At 62.8% G+C, this 25,094-nt stretch carries 26 protein-coding genes; 14 read left to right on the top strand and 12 right to left on the bottom strand.

The window, feature by feature from the left end:
* Positions 1 to 90: 90 nt before the first annotated feature.
* Positions 91 to 678, bottom strand: a complete 588-nt coding sequence (locus ACNFBR_RS01075; protein ID WP_416733328.1) for a TIGR00730 family Rossman fold protein — start codon at positions 676 to 678, stop codon at positions 91 to 93.
* A gap of 349 nt (positions 679 to 1,027) precedes the next feature.
* On the opposite strand from ACNFBR_RS01075, the gene azu reads away from it, so the two are divergent.
* A complete protein-coding gene (gene azu, locus ACNFBR_RS01070; protein ID WP_008099951.1) occupies positions 1,028 to 1,477 on the top strand; it encodes an azurin in 450 nt (149 codons plus the stop codon).
* Positions 1,478 to 1,591: 114 nt separating this feature from the next.
* Here azu and nadE read toward each other — a convergent pair whose 3' ends face one another.
* Entirely contained in the window at positions 1,592 to 2,419 is an 828-nt protein-coding gene (gene nadE / locus ACNFBR_RS01065) for an ammonia-dependent NAD(+) synthetase (RefSeq protein ID WP_346644209.1), read from the bottom strand.
* Positions 2,420 to 2,422: 3 nt separating this feature from the next.
* Positions 2,423 to 3,628: a nicotinate phosphoribosyltransferase gene (pncB, locus tag ACNFBR_RS01060; protein WP_416733327.1), complete on the bottom strand. Its 1,206-nt coding sequence runs from the start codon at positions 3,626 to 3,628 to the stop codon at positions 2,423 to 2,425.
* Between the two features lie 448 nt (positions 3,629 to 4,076).
* On the opposite strand from pncB, the gene ACNFBR_RS01055 reads away from it, so the two are divergent.
* The 6 genes from ACNFBR_RS01055 (at position 4,077) to ACNFBR_RS01030 (ending at position 10,532) form a co-directional block, all read left to right on the top strand.
* Positions 4,077 to 5,213, top strand: coding sequence for a branched-chain amino acid ABC transporter substrate-binding protein (locus ACNFBR_RS01055; protein WP_003249588.1), 1,137 nt, complete (start codon positions 4,077 to 4,079; stop codon positions 5,211 to 5,213).
* 154 nt (positions 5,214 to 5,367) lie between these two features.
* Complete coding sequence (locus ACNFBR_RS01050) at positions 5,368 to 6,282, top strand: ABC transporter permease subunit (RefSeq protein ID WP_416733326.1); 915 nt, start codon at positions 5,368 to 5,370, stop codon at positions 6,280 to 6,282.
* Positions 6,283 to 6,284: 2 nt separating this feature from the next.
* Positions 6,285 to 7,586 (top strand): high-affinity branched-chain amino acid ABC transporter permease LivM, encoded by a 1,302-nt coding sequence (gene livM, locus ACNFBR_RS01045; protein WP_416733325.1) that lies wholly within the window; start codon positions 6,285 to 6,287, stop codon positions 7,584 to 7,586.
* Complete coding sequence (locus ACNFBR_RS01040) at positions 7,583 to 8,458, top strand: ATP-binding cassette domain-containing protein (protein WP_010955466.1); 876 nt, start codon at positions 7,583 to 7,585, stop codon at positions 8,456 to 8,458. The genes livM and ACNFBR_RS01040 overlap by 4 nt, the downstream gene beginning before the upstream one ends.
* Positions 8,455 to 9,171, top strand: a complete 717-nt coding sequence (locus ACNFBR_RS01035; RefSeq protein WP_004576969.1) for an ABC transporter ATP-binding protein — start codon at positions 8,455 to 8,457, stop codon at positions 9,169 to 9,171. The genes ACNFBR_RS01040 and ACNFBR_RS01035 overlap by 4 nt, the downstream gene beginning before the upstream one ends.
* Positions 9,172 to 9,764: 593 nt before the next feature.
* Complete coding sequence (locus tag ACNFBR_RS01030) at positions 9,765 to 10,532, top strand: SDR family oxidoreductase (RefSeq protein WP_012274433.1); 768 nt, start codon at positions 9,765 to 9,767, stop codon at positions 10,530 to 10,532.
* 164 nt (positions 10,533 to 10,696) lie between these two features.
* Here the strand turns inward: ACNFBR_RS01030 and ACNFBR_RS01025 are convergent, their stop codons facing one another.
* The 3 genes from ACNFBR_RS01025 to ACNFBR_RS01015 form a co-directional block, all read right to left on the bottom strand.
* Positions 10,697 to 11,794, bottom strand: coding sequence for an AGE family epimerase/isomerase (locus ACNFBR_RS01025; protein ID WP_416733324.1), 1,098 nt, complete (start codon positions 11,792 to 11,794; stop codon positions 10,697 to 10,699).
* Between the two features lie 89 nt (positions 11,795 to 11,883).
* Positions 11,884 to 12,516 carry a TetR family transcriptional regulator gene (locus tag ACNFBR_RS01020; RefSeq protein ID WP_416733323.1) on the bottom strand — a complete coding sequence of 211 codons (633 nt, stop codon included), beginning with the start codon at positions 12,514 to 12,516 and terminating at the stop codon, positions 11,884 to 11,886.
* Between the two features lie 122 nt (positions 12,517 to 12,638).
* Complete coding sequence (locus ACNFBR_RS01015; protein WP_416733322.1) at positions 12,639 to 13,046, bottom strand: phage infection protein; 408 nt, start codon at positions 13,044 to 13,046, stop codon at positions 12,639 to 12,641.
* A 341-nt stretch (positions 13,047 to 13,387) separates the two neighbouring features.
* Here ACNFBR_RS01015 and ACNFBR_RS01010 point away from each other — a divergent pair, with 341 nt between their 5' ends.
* Positions 13,388 to 15,454, top strand: a complete 2,067-nt coding sequence (locus ACNFBR_RS01010; RefSeq protein WP_416733321.1) for an AsmA family protein — start codon at positions 13,388 to 13,390, stop codon at positions 15,452 to 15,454.
* A gap of 103 nt (positions 15,455 to 15,557) precedes the next feature.
* Here the strand turns inward: ACNFBR_RS01010 and ACNFBR_RS01005 are convergent, their stop codons facing one another.
* Positions 15,558 to 16,088 carry a ferritin-like domain-containing protein gene (locus tag ACNFBR_RS01005; RefSeq protein ID WP_416733320.1) on the bottom strand — a complete coding sequence of 177 codons (531 nt, stop codon included), beginning with the start codon at positions 16,086 to 16,088 and terminating at the stop codon, positions 15,558 to 15,560.
* 36 nt (positions 16,089 to 16,124) lie between these two features.
* The gene (osmE, locus tag ACNFBR_RS01000; RefSeq protein WP_004576961.1) at positions 16,125 to 16,466 is read right to left on the bottom strand and encodes an osmotically-inducible lipoprotein OsmE; all 342 of its coding nucleotides are present in this window, start codon (positions 16,464 to 16,466) and stop codon (positions 16,125 to 16,127) included.
* A 123-nt stretch (positions 16,467 to 16,589) separates the two neighbouring features.
* Between osmE and ACNFBR_RS00995 the strand changes: the two genes are divergently transcribed.
* Positions 16,590 to 17,480 (top strand): alpha/beta fold hydrolase, encoded by an 891-nt coding sequence (locus ACNFBR_RS00995; protein WP_416733319.1) that lies wholly within the window; start codon positions 16,590 to 16,592, stop codon positions 17,478 to 17,480.
* Here ACNFBR_RS00995 and ACNFBR_RS00990 read toward each other — a convergent pair.
* The gene (locus tag ACNFBR_RS00990; RefSeq protein WP_416733603.1) at positions 17,477 to 18,349 is read right to left on the bottom strand and encodes a DMT family transporter; all 873 of its coding nucleotides are present in this window, start codon (positions 18,347 to 18,349) and stop codon (positions 17,477 to 17,479) included. The two genes, ACNFBR_RS00995 and ACNFBR_RS00990, sit on opposite strands and share 4 nt — an antisense overlap.
* A 253-nt stretch (positions 18,350 to 18,602) precedes the next feature.
* On the opposite strand from ACNFBR_RS00990, the gene ACNFBR_RS00985 reads away from it, so the two are divergent.
* The 3 genes from ACNFBR_RS00985 (at position 18,603) to ACNFBR_RS00975 (ending at position 20,820) form a co-directional block, all read left to right on the top strand.
* Positions 18,603 to 19,391: an AraC family transcriptional regulator gene (locus tag ACNFBR_RS00985; protein ID WP_416733318.1), complete on the top strand. Its 789-nt coding sequence runs from the start codon at positions 18,603 to 18,605 to the stop codon at positions 19,389 to 19,391.
* A 63-nt stretch (positions 19,392 to 19,454) separates the two neighbouring features.
* Positions 19,455 to 19,742 carry a PsiF family protein gene (locus ACNFBR_RS00980; protein WP_264360928.1) on the top strand — a complete coding sequence of 96 codons (288 nt, stop codon included), beginning with the start codon at positions 19,455 to 19,457 and terminating at the stop codon, positions 19,740 to 19,742.
* 70 nt (positions 19,743 to 19,812) lie between these two features.
* Positions 19,813 to 20,820, top strand: coding sequence for an AI-2E family transporter (locus tag ACNFBR_RS00975; RefSeq protein WP_060498558.1), 1,008 nt, complete (start codon positions 19,813 to 19,815; stop codon positions 20,818 to 20,820).
* Between the two features lie 120 nt (positions 20,821 to 20,940).
* On the opposite strand, the gene ACNFBR_RS00970 is transcribed toward ACNFBR_RS00975, so the two are convergent.
* Positions 20,941 to 22,212, bottom strand: coding sequence for an Hsp70 family protein (locus ACNFBR_RS00970; RefSeq protein WP_416733317.1), 1,272 nt, complete (start codon positions 22,210 to 22,212; stop codon positions 20,941 to 20,943).
* Between the two features lie 164 nt (positions 22,213 to 22,376).
* Between ACNFBR_RS00970 and cbpA the strand changes: the two genes are divergently transcribed.
* Both cbpA and ACNFBR_RS00960 read left to right on the top strand, forming a co-directional pair.
* Complete coding sequence (cbpA, locus tag ACNFBR_RS00965; RefSeq protein WP_416733316.1) at positions 22,377 to 23,333, top strand: curved DNA-binding protein; 957 nt, start codon at positions 22,377 to 22,379, stop codon at positions 23,331 to 23,333.
* Between the two features lie 2 nt (positions 23,334 to 23,335).
* Complete coding sequence (locus ACNFBR_RS00960; RefSeq protein WP_012274420.1) at positions 23,336 to 23,641, top strand: chaperone modulator CbpM; 306 nt, start codon at positions 23,336 to 23,338, stop codon at positions 23,639 to 23,641.
* Positions 23,642 to 23,793: 152 nt separating this feature from the next.
* On the opposite strand, the gene ACNFBR_RS00955 is transcribed toward ACNFBR_RS00960, so the two are convergent.
* Both ACNFBR_RS00955 and urtE read right to left on the bottom strand, forming a co-directional pair.
* A complete protein-coding gene (locus tag ACNFBR_RS00955; protein WP_416733315.1) occupies positions 23,794 to 24,309 on the bottom strand; it encodes a GNAT family N-acetyltransferase in 516 nt (171 codons plus the stop codon).
* Between the two features lie 31 nt (positions 24,310 to 24,340).
* The gene (gene urtE / locus ACNFBR_RS00950; protein WP_416733314.1) at positions 24,341 to 25,039 is read right to left on the bottom strand and encodes an urea ABC transporter ATP-binding subunit UrtE; all 699 of its coding nucleotides are present in this window, start codon (positions 25,037 to 25,039) and stop codon (positions 24,341 to 24,343) included.
* Between the last annotated feature and the right edge of the window lie 55 nt (positions 25,040 to 25,094).

Below are 25,094 nucleotides of genomic sequence, written 5' to 3'. Positions count from 1 at the left end.
ACAAGGCCGCTCCTACAAGAAATCGCGGTTTTCTGTAGGAGCGGCCTTGTGCCGCGAAAGGACCGCAAAGCGGTCCCAAAAATCTCAGCTTCAATCCGGTTTTTTGTCGACCCACTTCGGCGCGACCGGCGCAACAAAGCGCTCCATCCCGTCCAGCAGCTCCTCCGGTTGCTGCGCCAGCAGCAACATCGCCCGGTGCTGCGGCCGCACGAAGCCTTCTTCGACGATATGGTCGAGGAACCCGCCCAGTTTGTCGTAGAAGCCATTCACATCGAGCAGCCCCAGCGGTTTGGCGTGATAGCCCAGTTGCCCCCAGGTCCACACCTCGAACAATTCCTCCAGCGTACCCAGCCCACCCGGCAGGGCGATAAAGGCATCGCTCAACTCGGCCATGCGAGCCTTGCGCGCATGCATGCCATCGACCACTTCCAGGCGCGTCAGGCCTTTGTGGCCGACTTCGGCGTCCAGCAGGCTCTGTGGAATGATCCCTACCACTTCGCCACCTGCTGCCATGGCAGCGTCGGCCACCACACCCATCAGGCCCACGGCGCCGCCGCCATACACCAGCGTCAGGCCGCGACGCGCAATGGACTGGCCCAGCGCGACGGCCGCTTCACGGTAGGCAGGGTTGGTGCCGATGCTGGCGCCGCAGAACACACAAACGGAACGTACGGGCATTGCTTGTCTCCTGTCACTTAGGTGCACAGGGTACGGCGCATGCCCGTCGCTTCCAAGGCCGCGTTCATTCCGGGCGGGAGAATTCGCAGATGGCCCCCGTAGCACCGTGGGCGTAGGCAGCAAGCAGGCTATTCAAGAAGTTGGAGATGGGCATTTGGTATTGCTCCTAAATGAGAGGTTGTCCCATCCTCCAATAAAAGGGCATGATGTGCCCTTAGATTGGTTGTATACAATCCATTGAACAATTCTACTGGCTGGCCTCTTGACACCCCCTTGACCCATATCAGCAAGGGAATGAACGGGTTCAGGCAGTCTCGCAATTGATAAAACCCTGCCAAGGAGATTCATGATGTTTGCGAAAGCTGTAGCGGTATCCCTGCTGACCCTCGCCAGCGCCTCTGTCTTCGCCGCCGAGTGCTCGGTAACTGTCGAATCGACGGACCAGATGTCCTATACCACCAAGGAATTCACCGTCGACAAGAGCTGCAAGGAATTCACCGTCAAACTGACCCACTCCGGCAACCTGCCGAAGAACGTCATGGGCCACAACCTGGTGATCAGCAAGACTGCCGATATGCAGGGCATTGCTACCGAAGGCATGAGCCAGGGCATTGAAAAGGGCTACCTGAAGGAAGATAACGCCAACATCATCGCCCACACTGCGATGATCGGTGCACCGGAAAAAGAAACCGAAGTGAAGTTCGACACTTCCAAGCTGGAAGCCGGTGGTGACTACAGCTTCTTCTGCACCTTCCCAGGCCACATCTCGATGATGAAAGGCAAGGTCATCGTCAAGTAATGATCCCGGTGTAGGGCTTTCGGGCCTATTCGCGGGCACGCCCGCTCCCACAGGTAACCCACAAGATCCAGCTTCTGTGGTGTACCTGTGGGAGCGGGCGTGCCCGCGAAGCTTTTACGGGGCGAACGGCAGTTCGCGCTTGTGCTGGGTCTTGCGGTAGGTGGCGACGATGATGTCGAACGCTGCCTGGTCAACCGGCTGCCCATGCAGGAAGGCGTCGATCTGCTGGTAGGTCACGCCATGCGACGCTTCGTCCGGCTTGCCTGGCTCCAGGTCTTCCAAGTCGGCCGTCGGCACCTTCTCCACCAGTGACTCCGGCGCACCGAAACTGCGCGCAATCGCCCGTACCTGGTTCTTCACTAGGCCGCTCAGCGGCGCCAGGTCGCAGGCACCATCACCAAACTTGGTGAAGAAGCCCATCACCGCCTCGGCGGCGTGGTCGGTACCGATCACCAAACCCGCGCGGGCGCCGGCGATGGTGTACTGGGCGACCATGCGCGTGCGTGCCTTGACGTTGCCGACAACGAAATCCACCAACGTCGGCGAACCGTTCTTCAACTCCACCACTTCAGCCGCCAGCGCCCGTACTGCCGGGGCAATGTCCACGGTGTGCACTTCATCGGCCTTGATCACTTCCAGGCAGGCCTGGGCGTCATGCTCGTCATGCTGCACCTGGTACGGCAGGCGCACGGCGATGAAGGTGTAGGCCTTGTCGCCGGTTTCGGCACGCAGTTCGTTGACGGCGCGCTGGGCGAGCAGGGCGGCGGTCAGCGAGTCGACGCCGCCGCTGATGCCCAGCACCAGTGTCTTGAGCCGGGCGTTGGCCAGGCAGCCCTTGATGAACGCCACGCGTCGGGCGACTTCGGCCTCAAGCGCTGCAGCGTCGGCGAACGGCGGCTGTACCTTCAGCGCCTGGGCAATCTCTTGCTGAACCGCTTGCATGGGTTACTCCTTGCTGGGGACTTTGAATACGTGACGCATATAGGCGACGAAGTTTTCGTCGCGGCACTGGGTCTTGGCGGCTTCGTCCGAGATCTTGGCCACTGGCGCGCCATTGCAGTCGGTCATTTTAAGCACGATGCTCATCGGTGCCACACCCGGTATGTCGCAGGTCAGGTTGGTGCCGATGCCAAAACTGACGTTGATGCGACCGCGCAGGGCGCGGAAGATTTCCAGCGAACGGGTCAGGTTGAGGCCGTCGGAAAACACCAGGGTCTTGGTCATCGGGTCGATACCCAGTTGCTGGTAGTGGGCGATGGCCTTTTCCGCCCAGGCCACCGGCTCGCCCGAGTCGTGGCGCAGGCCGTCGAACAGCTTGGCGAAGTACAGGTCGAAATCGCCGAGGAAAGCATCCATGGTGATGCAGTCGGTCAGGGCGATGCCGAGCAGGCCGCGGTACTCGCGCACCCAGCAGTCCAGCGCGGCGATCTGGCTGTCGATCAGCCGTGGGCCGAGCTGCTGGTGGGCCATGATCCATTCATGGGCCATGGTGCCCAGCGGCTTGATATCCAGTTTCCATGCCAGGTCGACATTGCTGGTGCCGACGAAGCGCGCCGGAAAGTCATCGCGCAACACGCGAACCACTTCTTCCTGCACGCGGCTGGAGAAGCGCCGGCGGGTGCCAAAGTCCGCCACTTGCAACTCGGCCAGTTCGTCATCGCTGGCATGCGCGCGCAGCCAGTCGAACTTGCGGTATAGCTGGTCGCGTGCCTCGGCCAGGCGCATGTGCGGGTGCAGCTGGCGGTTGCGCACTTCGCTGATGATGGCCAGCAGCGGCACTTCGAACAGGATCACATGCAGCCACGGGCCTTTCAGGCGCAGGAACAGTTGGTCGTTCTCAATGCCGATGCGCACATAGCGCAAGTTGAAGCGGAACAGGCGCAGAAAGCGCAGGAAGTCAGGCTTGAGAAAGCTGATGCGTTCGAGGAAGGCCAGCTGGCCGTCGTCCAGGGTGAGGTCGCTCAGCAGTTCGAGCTGGTTGCGGATCTCGCCGAGGTAGGGGCGCAGGTCCTCGCCGTTGCGGCAGCGAAATTCCCATTCGACGTCGGCGTCCGGGTAGTTGTGCAGCACACCCTGCATCATGGTGAGTTTGTAGAAGTCAGTGTCGAGCAGGTTGTGCACGATGCGCTCGGCGAATGCGCTTTCGCTCATCAAGGGGGCTCCGGAAGCGGCGAATGGCCGATATTGTGCCAGCCTTTTCGGCCTTGTTGTGCCTGTTCCGGCCTGCGAAGAAGCCAGAACAGCCAAAACAGAGGTGTTTTTCCGTGCACCGGCTAGCCTTGAAACGGTGCCGCCTGTAGCAGTCGCGCACCAGCGGTGTGCACTTCGGTGACGTCCGCTGTTACAGGGCGGTTGCACGTAAACACTTGCCGAGGTTGCAATGATGGCACCAGGCGGTTGCTCCTTGTCTGTACGTGTGGTGGCGCCTGCCGCGCGGCAGACGGTTGCACGCTCAATAAAGAAAAGGCCGCCGGTCGCCTGCCTGCACCCTGCACAGTGTGTTTTCCCGGAATACAAAACCTATGGCACGGCCCTTGCTCAGAGCACAGGGCTGAGAAGTTGTAGTGCCAACCAAAAAAAACTCTAGGAGCACCACCTCATGTCGCAGACGTTTTACAAGAAAGGTTTCCTGGCTCTGGCCGTAGCTACGGCACTGGGTGTTTCTTCGTATGTTCAGGCCGACGTCAAGATCGGTGTAGCGGGCCCCATGACCGGGGCAAACGCAGCGTTTGGCGAGCAGTACATGAAAGGTGCGCAGGCAGCGGCCGACAAGATCAACGCCGCCGGTGGCGTGAACGGCGAGAAAATCGTTCTGGTCAAAGGCGATGACGCCTGTGAACCGAAGCAGGCCGTGGCCGTGGCCAACCGCCTGGTGGATCAGGACAAGGTGATCGGCGTGGTCGGCCACTTCTGTTCCTCCAACACCATCCCGGCGTCCGAGGTGTATGACGAGGCGGGTGTCATCGCCATCACGCCGGGCTCCACCAACCCACAGGTTACCGAGCGCGGCCTGAGCGCCATGTTCCGTATGTGCGGCCGTGACGACCAGCAAGGCATCGTCGCTGGCGACTACATCGTCGACGTGCTCAAGGGCAAGAAAGTCGCGGTGCTGCACGACAAGGACACCTACGGCCAGGGCCTGGCCGACGCGACCAAGGCGCAGCTGGAAAAACGCGGCGTGAAGCCGGTGCTGTACGAAGGCCTGACCCGTGGCGAAAAAGACTTCAGCGCCGTGGTCACCAAGATCCGCTCCACTGGCGCCGACGTGGTCTACTTCGGTGGCCTGCACCCAGAGGCCGGCCCGCTGGTGCGCCAGCTGCGCGAGCAGGGCCTGAAGGACGTCAAGTTCATGTCCGACGACGGCATCGTCACCGACGAACTGGTGTCCACCGCCGGCGGCGCGCAGTACGTCGATGGCGTGTACATGACCTTCGGCGCCGACCCGCGCCTGCTGCCAGACAGCAAGGCGGTGGTGGAGGAGTTCCGCAAGGCCGGTACCGAACCTGAAGGCTACACCCTGTATGCCTACGCCTCGCTGCAGGCCCTGGCCGCCGCGTTCAACGGCGCCAAGTCGAACAAGGGCGAAGACGCTGCCAAGTGGCTCAAGGCCAACCCGGTGCAGACCGTCATGGGCGAGAAGAAATGGGACAGCAAGGGTGACCTGACCGTCTCCGACTATGTGGTCTACCAGTGGGACAAGACCGGTAAATACCACCAGCTGGAAAAACAAAAATAACAACGGCCCACGGCCCGGGCTGATGCTCGGGCCCAAGCCCCGCGGTACCAGTCTTTATTCGTAGATCTGCACAGTTCTGCGCTGCGAGGGCCCCGCACAGGTGGCCCGCGCCGTGGTCGGCGCTCGTGCAATCTCAATCAGGTGAGATTGCGTTATGGATGGTATTTTCCTGCAGCAACTGGTCAACGGCCTGACCCTCGGGTCGGTCTATGGCCTGATCGCCATCGGCTACACAATGGTCTATGGCATCATTGGCATGATCAACTTCGCGCACGGCGAGGTGTATATGATTTCCGCGTACCTCGCGGCAATCAGCCTGGCATTGCTGGCCTATTTCGGCGTCGAGTCGTTCCCGCTACTGATGTTGGGCACGCTGTTGTTCACCGTCGTCGTCACGGGCGTCTATGGTTTCACCATCGAGCGCATCGCCTACAAACCCCTGCGTAACTCCACCCGCCTGGCGCCGCTGATCAGTGCCATCGGCATTTCGCTGATCCTGCAAAACTACGCCCAGATCAGCCAGGGCGCCCGCCAGCAAGGCGTGCCAACCCTGCTGGAAGGGGCCATGCGTATCGAAGTCGGCACCGGCTTCGTGCAACTGACCTATACCAAGATCTTCATCCTGGTGGCAGCCTTCGTCGGCATGGGCCTGCTCACCTACGTGATCAAGTACACCAAGCTCGGCCGCATGTGCCGTGCCACCCAGCAAGACCGCAAGATGGCCTCGATCCTGGGCATCAACACCGACCGGGTGATCTCCTACGTGTTCGTCATCGGTGCAGTGATGGCCGCCCTGGCCGGCGTGCTGATCACCATGAACTACGGCACCTTCGACTTCTACGCCGGCTTCATCATCGGTATCAAGGCATTCACCGCCGCAGTGCTCGGTGGTATCGGCTCGCTGCCTGGCGCCATGCTCGGCGGGATCATCCTGGGTATTTCCGAGTCGCTGTTCTCCGGCCTGATCAACTCCGACTACAAGGATGTGTTCAGCTTCTCGCTGCTGGTGATGATCCTTATCTTCCGCCCACAAGGCCTGCTGGGTCGCCCGCTCGTGGCTAAGGTGTGAACATGTCCGTTGCCAAAACTGCCTCTGTTAGCGAAACCAAGGGTTTCGACCTTAAACGCAGCCTGCTGGAGACGATCGTCGCTGGCCTGCTGGCACTTATCGTGTTTGGCCCGGTCGTTGGCGTGGTGCTCGACGGCTACACCTTCAATGCCGAGCCGCGCCGCGTGGCCTGGCTGGTCGGCGGTGTGATGGTCGGGCGCTTCCTGCTCAGCCTGTTCCTGCAGACCGCCCCTGGGCAGCGCATGCTCCAGGGCTTCGACAGCGGTGGCTCGGGCGTGCATGTGAATGCCCCGGACTACAAGTCGCGCCTGCGCTACATCATCCCTGCGCTGATCGTGATCGCCATCGTCTTCCCGATCTTCGCCAACAAGTACCTGCTGACCGTGGTCATCCTCGGCCTGATCTACGTACTGCTGGGCCTTGGCCTGAACATCGTGGTCGGCTTGGCCGGCCTGCTCGACCTCGGCTACGTGGCGTTCTATGCCATTGGCGCCTACGGCCTGGCGCTGGGTTACCAGTACCTCGGCCTGGGCTTCTGGAGCGTGCTGCCGCTGGCGGCCATCGCAGCGGCGCTGGCGGGGTGCATCCTTGGCTTCCCGGTGCTACGGATGCACGGTGACTACCTGGCGATCGTGACCCTGGGCTTTGGCGAGATCATCCGCCTGGTGCTGAACAACTGGCTGTCGTTCACCGGTGGCCCCAATGGCATGCCGGCGCCTTCGCCAACCTTCTTCGGCCTGGAGTTCGGCCGCCGGGCCAAGGACGGCGGGGTGCCGATCCACGAGTTCTTCGGCTTCGAGTACAACGCCAACCTCAAGTTCGTGTTCATCTACGCGGTGCTGTTCCTGGTCGTGCTGGCCGTGCTGTACATCAAGCACCGCCTGACCCGCATGCCCGTCGGCCGGGCCTGGGAAGCGCTGCGCGAAGACGAAATCGCCTGCCGTTCGATGGGCCTGAACCACGTGCTGGTCAAGCTTTCTGCGTTTACCTTGGGTGCCTCCACCGCCGGCCTGGCCGGGGTGTTCTTCGCCACCTACCAGGGCTTCGTCAACCCGTCGTCGTTCACCTTCTTCGAGTCGGCGCTGATCCTCGCCATCGTCGTGTTGGGTGGCATGGGTTCGACCGTGGGCGTGGTCATTGCGGCGTTCGTGCTGACCGTGGCGCCGGAGCTGCTGCGCAGCTTCTCCGAGTACCGGGTGCTGCTGTTCGGCGTGCTGATGGTGCTGATGATGATCTGGCGACCGCGTGGGCTGATCCGCATCAGCCGCACCGGTGTGACCCCGCGTAAAGGAGTGGCGCCATGAGCGACGATATCATTCTCTCGGTCGACAACCTGATGATGCAGTTCGGTGGCATCAAGGCGCTCAGCGATGTCAGCCTGAAGGTCCGGCGCAACCAGATCTTCGCCCTGATCGGCCCCAACGGCGCCGGCAAGACCACAGTGTTCAACTGCCTGACCGGCTTCTACAAGGCCAGTGGCGGGCGTATCGAGCTGAACGTGCGCGGCAGCCACACCAACGTCATCCAGCTGCTCGGCGAGCGCTTCCAGGCGGCCGACTTCGTGTCGCCTGCACGCTTTGCCAATCGCATGTACTACAAGATGTTCGGCGGCACCCACCTGGTCAACCGCGCAGGCCTGGCCCGCACCTTCCAGAACATCCGCCTGTTCAAGGAAATGTCGGTGGTGGAGAACCTGCTGGTGGCCCAGCACATGTGGGTCAACCGCAACCTGCTGGCCGGGGTACTCAACACCAAGGCCTATCGCAAGGCTGAAAGCGATGCCCTGGACCACGCCTTCTACTGGCTGGAGGTGGTCGACCTGGTCGACTGTGCCAACCGTCTGGCCGGCGAGTTGTCCTACGGCCAGCAGCGGCGCCTGGAGATTGCCCGGGCCATGTGCACACGGCCGAAAATCATCTGCCTGGACGAACCGGCGGCGGGCCTGAACCCGCAGGAAACCGAGGCGCTCAGCCGCATGATCCGGGTATTGCGTGACGAGCATGACATCACCGTGGTGCTGATCGAGCACGACATGGGCATGGTCATGAGCATTTCCGACCATATCGTGGTGCTGGACCATGGCAACGTGATTGCCGAAGGCGCGCCGCAGGACATCCGCCACAACCCGACGGTGATCGCCGCCTACCTGGGTGCAGACGAAGAGGAACTGGTATGAGTGCACCCATTCTCGAACTGAAGGACCTGGACGTGTTCTACGGGCCGATCCAGGCGCTGAAAAAGGTTTCGATGCACATCAACGAAGGCGAGACGGTCAGCCTGATCGGTGCCAACGGTGCCGGCAAGTCGACCCTGCTGATGTCGATTTTCGGCCAGCCGCGCGCGGCCTCCGGCCATATCGTGTACCGCGGCACCGACATCACCCGCAAGTCTTCCCACTACATCGCCTCCAACGGCATTGCCCAGTCGCCGGAAGGGCGCCGGGTGTTTCCGGACATGACCGTGGAGGAAAACCTGATGATGGGGACCATCCCCATCGGCGACAAGCATGCTGACGAAGACATGCAGCGTATGTACGAGCTGTTCCCGCGCTTGAAGGAGCGGCGCAACCAGCGGGCGATGACCATGTCAGGTGGCGAGCAGCAAATGTTGGCGATTGCTCGGGCGCTGATGAGCCGGCCAAAGTTGCTGTTGCTGGACGAGCCATCGCTGGGGCTGGCGCCGATCGTGGTCAAGCAGATCTTCTCGACCCTGCGCGAGCTGGCCAAGACCGGGATGACCATTTTTCTGGTCGAGCAGAATGCCAACCATGCACTGAAACTGTCGGATCGGGCATATGTGATGGTCAACGGGCAGATTCGCATGACCGGGACCGGGCAGGAGCTGCTGGTCAACGAGGAAGTGCGTAACGCTTATCTTGGCGGGCACTGAGTTGCATCCGGGGCTGCAAAGCAGCCCCATCATCAATGTGGACAACTTGTCGCGCATCACGCCCCGCACACCCCAGTATCTTCTCGCAAGCCATTGTTTCCACAGGGCGGATCTTTTCCACGGATAATGTGGAACCGCCTGTGGAAAACATGGTGGCATCTTGCTCAAGCCCTTTGATACCAAGCCTTGCAGCGACGTGGTCGTTTTTTGATCACATCTCGTTCGTGGATGATTTTCCCAGGTTTTTCAAAGGCCTGTGGCTATCTTCAAGCCTGCGGAATGCTTGTGGATAACTCTGTGCAAAAACCTTGGACAGACCGCTGCAGGCGGCATAATTGAAAGCCTTGCGCCATCACTGAAAAGATATCCACAGACCACAGACCGCTGAATGGGTTCCGCACGGTGGACAAGTTGCCCCCAATCTGTGGGGAAAGCCCTGTGGATAACATGCGCATACCTGGCGGTGAGCCCTCTGACACAAGGGTTTGGCAGGTATGAACAAAAAATGAACAGCACCCTGAACGGCTTGCTGCCAGCGCCTGGCGCGGGCATGCTGCAAAGCTGCCATGACAACCTACCCCGAGGAACAGAGCATGACGTCCACCGTATTCATCACTGGCGCGACTTCCGGTTTTGGCGAAGCCACCGCCCGCCGCTTCGCCGAAGCGGGCTGGAAGCTGGTGCTCACTGGCCGCCGCAAAGAGCGCCTGGACGCCCTGTGCGCCGAACTGTCGGCCAAGACCGAAGTGCACGGCCTGGTGCTTGATGTGCGTGATCGCAAGGCCATGGAGCAGGCCATCGCCAATCTACCGGCTGGGTTCGAAAAAATTCGCGGCCTGGTCAACAACGCCGGCCTGGCGCTGGGTGTGGATGCGGCGCAAAACTGCAGCCTGGACGACTGGGAAACCATGGTCGACACCAACATCAAGGGCTTGATGTACACCACCCGCTTGCTGTTGCCTCGGCTGATCGCCCACGGCCGCGGCGCGTCGATCCTCAACGTAGGGTCCGTGGCGGGCAACTACCCGTATCCGGGCAGCAACGTGTATGGCGGCACCAAGGCTTTCGTCGGCCAGTTTTCGCTGAGCCTGCGCTGCGACCTGCGCGGGACTGGCGTGCGTGTGAGCAACATCGAACCGGGTCTGTGCGAGAGCGAGTTCTCGTTGGTGCGTTTTGGTGGTGACCAGGCCAAGTACGATGCCACCTACGCAGGTGCCGAGCCGATCCAGCCACAGGACATTGCCGAGACCATCTTCTGGATCCTCAACCAGCCGGCGCACATCAACATCAACAGCCTGGAGCTGATGCCTGTGAGCCAGGACTGGGCAGGGTTCTCCATCGACCGGTCGGCCAAGGGCTGATCCAAGGGCCTATTCGCGGGCACGCCCGCTCCCACAATTACTGCGCGAGCCCTGTGGGAGCAACTGTCTTGTGCTGCTTGTGCCGGCCTCTTCGCGGGCATGCCCGCTCCCACAGGGATTGCGCATGCCTTGAGGTTGTGGGAGCGGGCATGCCCGCGAATGCGTCAGCCCAGGCGCTGCAACCCTTCCAGGCAGGTCGCCAAATGGTAGGGCGTGGTAGAGGGCATATCATGCCGACTGACCGCCCCTTCACCATCCCGGCACTCATACCAACCCGCTTCGCGCAAGAACCGCGTTTCAAGCGCCTGCAGCTGGTCTACCAGCTTCGCGTCGCTCGCCGAGCGCAACCCGAGCGCGCGCAGATACTCCGCCTGAGCCCAGATCCGCTGGGTAGCGTCGATCACATTGCCATCCACATCGAGCATCGCCAACACCGCCGCACCTTTCACCCCGAACTGCTCGGCAAAGCCGAAAGCCCGGTCGATGGACGCATGCAGCGGCGTGTCACGCAGCAGCGGCGAGGTGTGCAGCAGGTAGAACCACTCGAACTGGTGCCCCGGCTCGAACCAGTTATCCACAGCCCCGCGTGGCTTCTCCAGCATCAGGCCATGGGCCGGTTCGATGAAGTGCGCCTCAAGCGCCTCGCACAGTTGCAGCAGCGACTGGCGGGCATGTTCGTCGTCACGCACTGCCAGAACCTGCAGGAACGCTTCGGCCAGGTGCATTTGCGGGTTTTGCAGCGGCCCACTGCCGAGGTCGGCCCAGTCTTCGTCCAGGCTGGCTTCGTACAGGCCATCGTCACGGGCGAACTGCTGGTCGATGATGTCCAGCGCGGCATTCAACGTGGATTCCACCAGGCTTTCGCGCACCTGGCCCCAGTAGTGCGCGCAGGCGAACACGATGAAGGCGTGGGTGTACAGGTCCTTGCGCCGGTCCAGCGGCTTGCCTTGGGCGTCGATGCTGTAGAACCAGCCACCGTGCTCGGCGTCGTGGAAGTGCTTTTGCAGCGAGCGGAACAGGGCTGCCGCACGCTCTGCGGCGCCCGGTTGCCCGATACGGCTGCTGAACAGGTACAGCTGACGGGCACAGGCCATGGCCCGGTAGCGCTGCACCGGCAATGGCTGGTGCTGGGCGTCCAGCGCTTCGTAGGGCAGGGCCATGTCGGCGTTCCAGCCTGGGCCTTGCCACAGCGGCACGATGCGTTCGGCAAAGTGCTGATTGAAGCGGGCCAGTTCGGGCTGGGTGGGGCGGGGGTCGGACATGTCGGCGCTCGTCGCTTTCGGGCAGGGCGCCATGGTAGCAGAACTGGGGTTTTCGGTAGCCTGTGCGGGCCTCTTCGCGGGCTGTCTACTCAGCCTGGGTTGCCCAGCCCCTGCCAATGCCGCGCCCCGACGAAGATGAAGCGCAACTGCTGGGTGATCTTTTCCTGTGGTGTCAGCGCCTGTGGATAACCCGCTTCCGGGCTGTCGATAAGCTCGGGCAGGGTGGCGAACACGGTTTTCACCACCAGGTCGGCCATCACTGCCAGCGCGGCGCTGTCCAGGTGCTGCCAGCGCTTCATGCGCGCAAGGTCGGTGGCCAGGTCGTCGCTGATGTCCTGGCGCAGGCGGGCGATGGCCTGGCGCACGGCCTGTGAACCGCCGTACTGCTCGCGGGCCAGGAACAGGAACTGCGCGCGGTGCGCGGCTACCACGTCGAGGAAGATGCGCACCGAAGCGTCGGTGATGCCACCCAGCTCGAATTCGTTTTGCCGCACCAGGCGGATGGTCTGGCGGAAGGTGGTGTCGATTTCCGCTACCAGGGCCAGGCCCAAGGCATCCATGTCGGAAAAATGCCGATAGAAGCCGGTCGGCACGATGCCAGCCGTTTTCGACACCTCGCGCAGGCTGATACTGCCGAAACCACGGCCACTCTCCATGAGCAGGCAGGCAGCATCGAGCAGGGCCTGGCGGGTCTGTAGCTTCTGTTCGGCGCGCGGCAGCATGATGCGGGCTTCTGTGACGGTAAGGCTGGGCACTCTAGATAAAAAAACAAAGCCCGGTCAATGGACCGGGCCTGGAGGGGAGCAAGCGGTGTGACAGAGGTTGTTCTTTTCGGCCATGGTGATCAGCTCACACGGCTGAGTTCAACCAGGCGATCAGAGCCACCTTCAGCAACGCGGCCAGCTTGTTCGATCAGGCGATCCGAGCCACCTTCGGCAACGCGGCCAGCTTGTTCGATCAGGCGATCCGAGCCACCTTCAGCAACGCGGCCAGCTTGTTCGATCAGGCGATCCGAGCCACCTTCGGCAACGCGGCCAGCTTGTTCGATCAGGCGGTCGGAGCCACCTTCAGCCACGCGGCCAGTCCGTTCGATCAGGCGATCGGAACCACCTTCAGCTACGGTTTTCAGCGGCTGGGCGATCTCGGCAGCGCTGGTGCGCGATTCGGCGGTCAGGTGTTGTTCGGCGGCTGGCAGGGCAAAAGCGTTGGCAGCCAGGATGGACAGGGTCAGGGTCAGCAGATGGCGTTTCATGATTTCGGTGCTCCTCTCGGGGGCTGGAAAGTGGGTACGAAGCCAATGCTACGCCGCGTAACGCCAGAGAGAAGTTCATACGGGTAATGGTAACAATCGACCGTATTGATACAGGTTCGCAACCTGTCTATTCAGCACCTTGCAGGCATGCAGGCGACCCGCGGCGCCTGTTGTGGGTGGGTAACAGGTACAGCCTGGCGCGACAAATTGCTGAGCAAGAGGCCAGGAAAAACTTCGCTATCATGGCGCCATCGATAAAACCCCATGGGTTTTCATGAGTCCGAGATATTGAGTGCCACTGCAGTGCCTGTTCTGTGTCATACCGCAAGGAGAATCACGCAATGACGCGTCCCGTCAGAATCCTCGTCTGGACCCTCACCAGCCTGCTGACCGTGCTGGCGATCCTGGTGGTGGTAATCGCCACCTTCGACTGGAACCGCGTCAAGCCGCTGCTCAACGAGAAGGTCTCCGAAGCCCTGCATCGGCCTTTCGCAATCAATGGCAACCTCGCCGTGCACTGGCGTACCGAGCCCGAAGAGGGCGGTTGGCGGGCCTGGGTGCCGTGGCCGCACTTCATTGCCGAAGACCTGACTTTGGGCAACCCGGACTGGCTCAAGGAGCCAAAGATGGTCGGCCTGGAGCGCGTGGAATTTCGCCTGGCGCCGCTGCCGCTGCTGTTTCAGCAGATCAGCATCCCCCGCATCGACCTGACCAAGCCTACCGCCAGCCTCACCCGCCTGGCCGACGGCCGCGCCAACTGGGTGTTCGACTTCGGCCCCAAGGATGAAAACGCCGAACCCTCCAAATGGCAGCTGGATATCGGCGCCATCGGTTTTGACCAGGGTAATGTCAGCTTCGACGACCAGACCCTGAAAACCAGCATGAAGGTGCAGATCGACCCCCTGGGCAAGCCCATCCCGTTCAGCGACATTGTCGGCAAGGCCAGCGCCGAGAAAGTTGGCGCTGCCCAGGACTATGCCTTCGGCCTCAAGGCCCAGGGCCGTTACAAAGGCCAGCCAGTGTCCGGCACCGGCAAGATCGGTGGCTTGCTGGCCCTGCAGGATGCCAGCCAGCCGTTCCCGCTGCAGGCCGACGTGCGCATCGCCGACACCCATGTGGTGCTTGCCGGCACCCTGACCGACCCGCGCAACCTCGGTGCCCTCGACCTGCGCCTGCGCTTGTCGGGTGCCAGCCTGGGCAACCTCTACCCGTTGACGGGAGTAACCTTGCCCGACACCCCGGCCTATTCCACCGACGGCCGCCTCCGCGCCAACCTGCATGCGGCGCAAGGGGCGACGTTCGATTACCAGGGCTTCAACGGCAAGATCGGCGACAGCGACATCCACGGTGACCTGGCCTTCGTCGCCAGCCAGCCACGGCCCAAACTGTCCGGCAACCTGGTATCGAACCAATTGCTGTTCAAGGACCTGGCGCCGTTGATCGGCGCCGACTCCAACGCCGAACAGAAGGCCCGCGGCGGTGCCAGCAAGCAGCCGGCAGGCAAGGTGCTGCCGGTGGAGGAGTTCCGCACCGAGCGTTGGCGCGCGATGGACGCTGACGTCACCTTTGCCGGCAAGCGCATCGTGCACAGCGCGCAACTGCCGTTCAACGACCTGTCGGCCCACGTGATTCTGGACGACGGCCTGCTGCGCCTGGAGCCGCTGCGCTTTGGCGTGGCCGGCGGCAGCCTGGCCTCCAACATCCGCCTGGACGGGCGCAGCGTGCCCTTGCAAGGCCGCGCACGCTTGACTGCACGGGGTTTCAAGCTCAAGCAACTGTTCCCCAGGTTTGCGCCAATGCAAACCAGCTTCGGTGAGTTGAACGGCGACGCCGACATCACTGGCCGTGGCAACTCGGTGGCCGCCTTGCTGGGCACGGCCAATGGCGATCTGCGCATGCTGATCAACGATGGCGCCATCAGCCGCAGCCTGATGGAGATTGCCGGGTTGAACGTGGGCAACTATGTGGTCGGCAAGCTGTTCGGCGATGAAGACGTAAAGATCAACTGCGCGGCGGCCGATGTGGGGATCAAGGATGGCCTGGCGACTACGCGGCTGTTCATCTTCGATACCGAGAACGCGATCATCTACATCAACGGCACGGCCAATTTTGCCGCTGAGCAACTGGATTTGAAGATCACCCCGGAATCGAAAGGGCTGCGGTTGTTCTCGCTGCGTTCGCCACTGTATGTACGTGGGCCGTTTGCCAAGCCGAACGCCGGTGTGCAGGCGCTGCCGCTGGCGTTGCGCGGTGCTGGGATGGTGGCGCTGGGGGTGGTGGCCGGGCCGGCGGCGGGGTTGCTGGCGCTGATTGCGCCCAGCAGTGGCGATGAGCCTAACCAGTGCACGCCGTTGTTGCAGCAGATGAAGGCAGGCAAGGCGCCGGCGGCGGTGAAAGGGCGGAAATAGCAGGGGGCCACTCGCGGCACAAGGCCGCTCCTGCAAGGGATCGCGTATCCCCCTGTAGGAGCGGCCTTGTGCCGCGAATGGGCTGCAACGCAGCCCCTTGCGATTACAGCCCTTGCAACAGGTCGGACATGTCGTCCGCGTGCTCTTCTTCCTGCGCCAGGATGTCTTCGAAGATCCGCCGTGTAGTCGGGTCTTTATCGCCGATGTACTGAATGATCTCGCGGTAGCTGTCGATGGCGATCCGCTCAGCCACCAGGTCTTCCAGCACCATCTCCTTCAGCGAGTCGCCTGCCACGTACTGCGCATGGGAGTTCTTGGTTAGGTTATCGGGGTTGAAGTCCGGCTCGCCGCCCAGTTGCACGATGCGCTCGGCCAGTTTGTCGGCATGTTCGGCTTCCTGGTTGGCATGCTCCAGAAATTCCTCGGCAGCCACGCTGGCCTTGATACCGCTGGCCATGAAGTAATGGCGTTTATAGCGGAGCACGCAGACCAGCTCGGTGGCCAGCGACTCGTTCAGCAGGCGCAGGATCTCTTTGCGATCGGCGTGATAGCCCTCGGTCACCGCGCCTTGCTCCACATGCTGGCGGGCACGTTCGCGCAGGGTCTTCACATCGGTCAGTTCAACATTGCTCATGGTTATCTCCAACAGGGGTCAGGTTGGGGCATTGGCTTATGCGCCATGCAAGGCGTCGCTGTCTTCCTGGCGTTGCTTGCAGGTCTTGAAGCCTTTGGCATCGACGTGGCCGGTAGCATCGAAGCGCACGTAGTAGGGCTGTTGCTTGCCATCGCGGTTGAGGATGTAGTCGTTGCAGGTTCCCCCGTGCGGCAGGTCGATCACGTTCGACGGGCTGCCGCCGATGGCGATGACCTTCTGCATGGTCATGCCGTTCTCCACCTGCTTGACCAGCGGTTCGTCACGGTAGGTGACGTAGTCCACCGGGTTTTCCGGGCGGCTGCCGCAGGCGGCCAGGGTGGCGCTTGCCAGAAGGATTGCCAGGGTCTGCTTGTACATGGTCCCGCTCCTTGCAAAGGGTCTGTGTGGTTTGGAACCACAGCACGCGCCGGGAGTTCGATTGCGATGGTCATGATGGCCGCTGTAGTGTTGGCCGGTCGTCCACGCAAAGGGGCTGGGGGAATGCCGCAGGAATTGGCCACGCGATACCCGTTGGTGTTGGTGCCGGGCATGCTCGGGTTTGTCCGGGTGGTGCTTTACCCCTACTGGTTCGGCATCGTGCCGGCCTTGCGCAAAGGGGGCGCGCAGGTGTTTGCGGTGCAGGTTTCGCCGCTGCATTCCAGCGAAGTGCGCGGTGAGCAGCTGCTGGCGATCATCGAAGACATTTGCCAGCGCACCGGTGCCGACAAGGTCAACCTTATCGGCCACAGCCAGGGTGCCCTGAGCGCACGCTACGCAGCGGCCAAGCGGCCTGGGCGGGTGGCCTCGGTCACCTCGGTGGCCGGGCCCAACCATGGCTCGGAACTGGCCGACCACCTGGAGCGCACGGCACCGGGCGATTCACCCCAAGGGCGCATCCTCAAGGCCGTGCTGCATGGCTTTGCCCTGTTGCTGGTATGGCTGGAGACGGGCTGGCGCCGCGACCCGCTGCCTGTGGATGTACACGCCTCGCACCAGTCGCTGACCAGCGCCGGGGTGGCACGGTTCAACCAGGCTTATCCACAGGGCCTGCCGCAGACCTGGGGTGGGGAAGGGGCCTATGAGGTCGAGGGTGTGCGCTATTACTCCTGGTCGGGCACCTTGCAGCCCGGCGTGACCGACCAGGGGCGCAACCGCTTCGACGGCAGCAACCGCTTCTGCCGCCTGTTCGCACGCAGTTTCATCAAGGAAAAGGGCCATTGCGACGGTATGGTCGGGCGTTTCAGTTCGCACCTGGGGCAGGTGATCGGCGACGATTACCCACTCGATCACCTGGACATCGTCAACCAGTCGCTCGGCGCCGTGGGCAAGGGCGCCGAGCCGGTGCGGCTGTTTACCGAGCATGCCGCGCGTCTCAAGGCCGCCGGGCTTTAGCGGCGGATCGGTGTGGTCCAGCGCTCGGCCAGCACCACGCCGGCCAGGGTCAGCAAGCCGCCGAGCAGGTGGTAACTGGCCAGTCGCTCGTCCAGCACCACGGCGGCGATCAGCGCAGTGACCAGCGGCAGCAGGTTGAAGAACAGTGTGGTGCGGCTTGGCCCCAGGCGGTGTACGGCCTGCATCCACATGAGTGGCGCGATCATCGAGGCCAGCACGCAGGCATACAGCACCAGGCCGATATTGTGGCTGTTCAGGCCGGTCTTGTCCGACAGCAGGAACAGCGGCAGCAACACGACGATGGCCACCAGCACCTGCAGGTACAGCAGTTGCATCGGCGGCAGGCGCAGCTGCCATTTTTTCAGCAGGAAGCTGTACAGCGCATAGGCCAGGGTAGCCACCAGCATCAACAGATCGCCGCTGTTCAGCCCTTGGCGCAGCAGGCCGGCGGGGTGGCCGGCGCTGACCACCTCCAGTACGCCGAAAAACGACACCAGCGCACCTAGCAGGGCGCCGTAGCTAAGGCGCTGGCCCAGCCAGGCGATGGATAGCGCCAGTGACATCAGCGGCATCAGCGAGAGGATGATGCCCATGTTGGTGGCGCTGGTGATGCCGGCGGCGAAGTAGGCCAGGCTCTGGTACAGCGCCATGCCCAGCACGCCGAGTACGAACACCTTGGCCAGGTGCGGGCGAATGGCTGCACGGTTGCGCCACACGGCGGGCAGCAGGAACGGGGTGAACAGCACGGCGGCCAGCAGCCAGCGGTAGAAGCCGATCTCGGCGGGGTGGATGGCGCCGGCGGACATCTTGGTGACCACGGTGTTGCCGGCCCAGATGAGGATGGCGGTGAGGGGGAACAGGTAGTTCATGTAGCGGGTACTCGGTATGGCGGTTTTGGGGCAAGCCATACCGCTTGCGCGGTCCCTGTAGGAGCAGCCTTGTGCTGCGAAAGGGCCGGTACCGGCGCAAGAGCTTTCATGGCAGTACCGGCCTCTTCGCAGCGCAAGGCTGCTCCTACAGGGGCGCGCGGTATGTCTGCAAGCCCCGATGGCTGCCATTATCAACTGTCTGTTCGCAAGCCTATACTTCTATCCAGACAACCCACCCCGCCAAGCAGACAGCATGCCGCGCAAATACCTCGACATCCCCCAGTTCGCCCAGCTCCCGGCCCCGGTGTACTTCCGTCACGACGAGTTCGTTGCCGACACCCACAGCGCCGTGCACTGCCACGCCTGGGGCCAACTGAACTACACCGCTCACGGCGTGATGCACCTGGACGTTGCCGGCGAGCGCTTTCTGTCGCCGCCGAGCTACGCCGTATGGGTGCCACCCGACACGGCGCATGGCTGCTACAACCCGCAGGCCATCGTCTACCGCTCCGTGTATCTCGACCGCAGCCTATGCGCCGCGCTGCCAGAGCAACCGTGCAGCTTGATGATCAGTGACATCCTCAAGGCCATCCTCGCCGACTTCGCCCGCCGCGACCTCAAGGTGGCCGAGGACCCGCGCGACCAGCGCCTGGTGCAGGTACTGCTCGACCAGTTGCTGCTGGCACCCACCCAGGCCTGCTACCTGCCGTTCGCCCACAGCGATGGTTTGCGCCAGGTGCTCGACGCGCTCAGCGCCGAGCCTGGCGACAACCGCCCGCTGGCCGACTGGGCCGCCCGTGTGCATGTCAGCGAACGCACCCTGGCCCGCCAGTTTCTGCGCGAGCTGGGCATCAGTTTTGGCGAGTGGCGCTTGCGCCTGCGTTTTTTGCGCGCCATCGAAGCGCTGGAAGCCGGCCTGCCGATTCAGGCCATCGCCTTCGACCTGGGCTACAGCAGTGCGTCGGCGTTCATCGCCATGTTCCAGCGCCAGGCCCAGTGCACCCCCGAGCAATACCGCCGGCAGGCCCGGGCGGGGCGCTGAAAATTCTTGGCTACACTCAGCTCGACCCCCGTGCATCGGGCGCGGAGCCAAGGAGACCACTCCATGAAAGTGCTGCACATTCCATTGCTGGCGTTGGCTGTGTTGTTCAGCGCCCAAGGCTTCGCGGCCAATACCGCGCAGCAGGAAAAGATGAAAACCTGCAATGCCGACGCCACCACCAAAGCCCTCAAGGGCGATGAACGCAAAGCCTTCATGAGCACCTGCCTGAAGAAGGATGTGCCGCAAACCCAGCAAGAGAAGATGAAGACCTGCAACGCCGACGCCACCACCAAAGCCCTGAAGGGGGACGAGCGCAAGGCCTTCATGAGCGACTGCCTGAAGAAGAAATGACCTGCGCCTATGCCTGCGCCGCCAAGGCTGGCAGACTGCGGGCATTCCCGCTGTCTGCCGCCGAGGCTGTATGACCTTTACCCCCCGTCAGATCACCCTGGCCAGCCTGATCATCGTCATGGCCGGGCTGCTGCTGGCTTTGCCCCTGAAGTTGCTGCCCAGCCTGCTGGCTGGCCTGCTGGTGTTCGAACTGGTCAACATGCTGACCCCGCGCCTGCAGCCGTTGCTGGCTGGCCAACGCGCGCGCTGGCTGGCCGTGGCGCTGCTCGGCACGCTGGTGGTCAGCACCCTGACGCTGCTGATTGCCGGCGCCTTCAGCTTTTTGCTGCACGAGGCGGAGAACCCCGGCGCCTCGCTGGACAAGTTCATGGCCTTGGTCGAGCGTGCCCGCGGTCAACTGCCCCCCTTCATCGAAGGCTACCTGCCCGCCAGTGCCGCAGAGTTCAAGGTAGCCATCGGTGACTGGATCAAGAGCCACCTGAGCGATTTGCAACTGGTGGGCAAGGGCATGGCGCATATGTTCGTGACGCTGCTGATCGGCATGATCCTCGGCGCCATCATCGCCTTGCAGCGCATTCCCGATGTATCCCGGCGCAAGCCCTTGGCGGCGGCGCTGTTCGAGCGCCTCAACCTGTTGGTCAAGGCGTTTCGCAACATCGTCTTCGCGCAGATCAAGATCTCGCTGCTCAACACGGTCTTCACCGGCATCTTCCTGGCCGTGGTGATGCCGTTGTTCGGCGTGCACCTGCCGTTGACCAAGACGCTGATCGTGCTGACGTTCCTGCTGGGCCTGTTGCCGGTGATCGGTAACCTGATGTCCAACACCCTGATCACCATCGTCGGCTTGTCGCTGTCGATCTGGGTGGCGGCGGCGGCGCTGGGTTACCTGATCGTCATCCACAAGGTCGAATACTTCCTCAACGCGCGGATCGTGGGTGGGCAGATCAGTGCCAAGGCGTGGGAGTTGCTGTTGGCGATGCTGGTGTTCGAAGCGGCGTTCGGGCTGCCTGGGGTGGTGGCGGGGCCGATCTACTATGCCTACCTGAAGAGTGAGCTGAAGCGGGCGGAGCTGGTCTGATGGATCGCCGGGGCCGCATTGCGGCCCATTCGCGGCACAAGGCCGCTCCTACAAGGGACCGCGATACCCTGTAGGAGCGGCCTTGTGCCGCGAATGGGCAGCAGAGCAGCCCCAAATGGCTCAAGCTGCGCCGTACCGCTTGCGCGCCTCGATGGCCAGGCCGCTGCCAATGCTGCCAAAGATGTTGCCTTCCACATGCCGTGCATTCGGCAGCATCGCCGACACACTGTTGCGCAGCGCCGGAATGCCGCTGGAACCGCCCGTGAAGAACACTGTGTCGACCTGGCTTTCGCTCACGCCAGCCTTGGCCAGCAGCTCGGTCACGCTACCGCGCACCCGCTCCAGCAGGCCTTCGATGGCTTCTTCGAACAGCACGCGAGTCAGGTCCGCCGTCAACTCAGGCTCGACGCGGCGCAGGTCGATACGGCGGCTGTCGTGCTCGGTCAGCTCGATCTTGCTGGCTTCCACTTCCATCGCCAGCCAGTGCCCGGCGCGCTGCTCGATCAGTTTGAACAGGCGGTCGATGCCGAAGCTGTCCTCGATGTCGTAGCGCATGCTGCCCAGGGCCAACTGCGACTTCTGCGAGTACAGGGCGTTGATGGTGTGCCAGGTGGCCAGGTTGAGGTGGTAGCTGGTAGGCATCAGCGCGCCGCTCTTCATGCGGCTGCCGTAGCCGAACAGCGGCATCACGCCCTGCAGGCTCAGCTGCTTGTCGAAGTCGGTACCGCCGATGTGCACGCCGCCGGTGGCGAGGATGTCGCTCTGGCGCTCGGCGACCAGGTGGCGCTCCGGCGACAGGCGGATCAGGGTGAAGTCCGAGGTACCACCGCCGATGTCGACGATCAGCACCAGCTCTTCACGGCTGATGCTCGACTCGTAGTCGAAGGCTGCGGCAATCGGCTCGTACTGGAACGACACGTCCTTGAAGCCGATCTTGCGCGCTACTTCGGCCAGGGTATCTTCTGCTTCCTGGTCGGCGGCCGGGTCTTCGTCGACGAAGAACACCGGGCGGCCCAGCACCACCTGGTCGAACTCACGGCCCGCGGCGGCTTCGGCGCGCTTTTTCAGCTCGCCGATGAACATGCCCAGCAGGTCCTTGAACGGCAGGGCGCTGCCCAGCACGCTGGTGTCGTGCTTGATCAGCTTCGAGCCCAGCAGGCTTTTCAGCGAGCGCATCAGGCGGCCTTCGTAGCCTTCCAGGTACTCGTGCAGTGCCAGGCGACCATATACCGGGCGCCGCTCTTCGATATTGAAGAACACCACCGAGGGCAAGGTGATCTTGCCGTCTTCCAGGGCAATCAGCGACTCCACGCCAGGGCGGTGCCAGCCGACCGTGGAGTTGGAGGTGCCAAAGTCGATGCCCAGGGCGCGGGCCGGGGATACGTCAGACATGGGAAATCAGCTTCCGGAGGCAAAACGGCCGCGCAGTGTATGCCAGTTGGCTACAGAATCAAGACCAGTCGTCTGCCATGGCGCAAACCCAAGGTGGTCTTGAAAGGCTATGCTTGACCCCTATCTTCAGTTGCAACACGCACTTTCACATTGGTGATCCACAGATGGACTTCAAAGACTATTACAAGATACTCGGCGTAGAGCCCACGGCGGATGACAAGGCGATCAAGGCCGCCTACCGCAAGCTGGCGCGCAAGTATCACCCCGATGTCAGCAAGGAGCGCGACGCCGAGGACAAGTTCAAGGAGGCCAACGAGGCCTACGAGGTACTGGGCGACGCGCAGAAACGTGCCGAGTTCGATGAAATCCGCAAGTACGGCGGCCAGCATGGCCGGCCGTTCCAGGCACCACCGGGCTGGGAAAGCCGTGGCGGTGGCGGCGGCTTCGAAGGCGGCGACTTCTCCGACTTCTTCAGTTCGATCTTCGGTGGGCGTGGGGGTGGCAACCCCTTCGGTGGCGCCCGGCAGCAGCAACGCAGTGCCGGCAGGCGGGGGCAGGACGTGGAGCTTGAACTGGCGGTATTCCTTGAGGAGACCCTGAGCAAGGAGTCCAAGCAGATCAGCTTCCAGGTGCCGCAGACCAATGCCATGGGCCAGCGCACCGGCTTCACCACCAAAACCTTGAACGTGAAGATTCCGGCCGGGGTGACCGACGGCGAGCGCATCCGCCTCAAGGGCCAGGGCGCACCGGGCAGCGGTGGCGGGGCCAATGGCGACTTGTTCCTGACCATTCGCATGGCACCGCACCCGCTGTTCGATGTCGAAGGCCATGACCTGATCATCACCGTGCCGCTGGCACCGTGGGAGGCCGCCCTGGGTGCCAAGGTGGCGGTACCGACCCTGGATGGCAAGATCAACCTGACCATCCGCCCCGACAGCCAGAGCGGCCAACGCCTGCGCGTACCGGGCAAGGGCCTGGCGAACAAGCAGGGCGAGCGCGGCAACCTGTACGCGCAGCTCAAAGTGGTGATGCCGACGACGTCTGACGAGGCTACCCGTGAACTGTGGGCCAAGCTTTCCGAAACGGCCGCGTTCAACCCGAGGACACAATGGAGTAAGTGATCATGAGCAGCACCCTGATCGTTCAACTGGACATGCGTACCCTGTGTCAGGAAGCCGATGTCACGGCGGACTGCGTGATCGAAATCGTCGAGCACGGCATTGTCGAACCCTCTGGGCGAACGCCCGAGGACTGGTTGTTCGACGATCAGGCGCCGCTGCTGACCCGGCGTGCGGCCAAGCTGCACCAGGAACTGGAACTGGAGTGGGAAGGGGTGGCGCTGGCGCTGGAGCTGTTGCAGGAAGTGCAGCAGTTGCGCAGCGAGAACAGCATGTTGCGCCAGCGGCTGGGCAGGTTTACCCAGATGTAAATGCTGCGCCGCCCCCTGTAGGAGCGGCCTTGTGCCGCGAAAGGGCTGCGCAGCAGCCCCAGCAATCTTGTGGCAGGACAAAGATCCGGGGCTGCTGTGCAGCCCTTTCGCGGCACAAGGCCGCTCCTACAGGGTTGCGTCAGGGCTGGGTTTCAGGTGGGGTCGGCGCCCGGGTTCAGCACCAACTGCATGAAGGTCAAATCCAGCCAGCGGCCAAACTTCACCCCCACCTGGGGCATCTGCCCGGTCACCACGAAGCCCAAGCGCTCATGCAGGCGCACCGACGCCGCATTGCCACTCTCGATGGCCGCCACCATCACATGCTTGCCACAAGCACGCGCGCGCTCGACCAGCCTGTCCATCAACACCGGCCCCAGCCCTTTGCCACGCTGGTCACCGCGGACGTACACCGAGTGCTCCACGGTCAGGCGAAAGCCCTCGAACGGCCGCCAGTCGCCAAACGAGGCATACCCCAGCACACCAGTCTCATCCACTGCGACCAGGATCGGATAACCCTGCTGTGCCCGCGCCTCGAACCAGGCCTGGCGGTTGGCCAGGTCGACCGGGGTTTCGTTCCAGATCGCCGTGGTGTTGCGCACGGCGTCGTTGTAGATGTCGAGGATGCCTGGCAGGTCGGCGGGCAGGGCATCGCGGATTTCATAACTCATGACAGCGTCTCGCAGGGTCGTTGAATGCAGATTAAATGGTTACCAGCCCGCGCACACCTTCGGCTTGCATGTTTTCACCGCGGCCACGCTGGACGATTTCGCCACGGGCCATGACCAGGTATTGGTCGGCCAGTTCTTCGGCAAAGTCGTAGAACTGCTCCACCAGCAGAATCGCCATGTCGCCGCGCTGGGCCAGGCGGCGGATGACCGCGCCGATTTCCTTGATCACCGAGGGTTGGATGCCTTCGGTCGGCTCGTCGAGGATCAGCAGGCGCGGGCGGCTGGCCAGGGCGCGGCCGATGGCCAGCTGTTGCTGCTGGCCACCGGACAGGTCACCGCCACGGCGTTGCTTCATCTGCTCCAGCACCGGGAACAGTTCATAGATGAAGGCCGGCACTTCGCGGGCTTCACGGGCGGGGAAGCGCGACAGGCCCATGAGCAGGTTTTCTTCGACGGTAAGGCGCGGGAAAATCTCGCGGCCCTGGGGCACGTAGGCGATGCCGGCGTGGACCCGTTGCTGGGGCTTGAGGCGGGTGATGGGCTTGCCTTCCCATTCGATGCTGCCGTCACGGGCGGGTACCAGGCCCATCAGGCAGCGCAGCAGGGTGGTCTTGCCCACGCCATTGCGGCCCAGCAGGCAGGTGACCTCGCCGACCTTGGCTTCGAAAGACAGGCCACGCAGGATGTGGCTGCCGCCGTAGTACTGGTGCAGGGTGTCGATCTTGAGCATGTGTGGTTCCTGGGAAGTTTGCATTGCCTGTGCCGGCCCTTTCGCGGGTAAACCC

This window comes from Pseudomonas sp. NY11955, from assembly GCF_048068035.1.
Taxonomy (GTDB): Bacteria; Pseudomonadota; Gammaproteobacteria; order Pseudomonadales; family Pseudomonadaceae; genus Aquipseudomonas.
The sequence above is the reverse complement of the archived record's forward strand: the minus strand, read 5'-3'. Positions and strand labels throughout refer to the sequence as shown.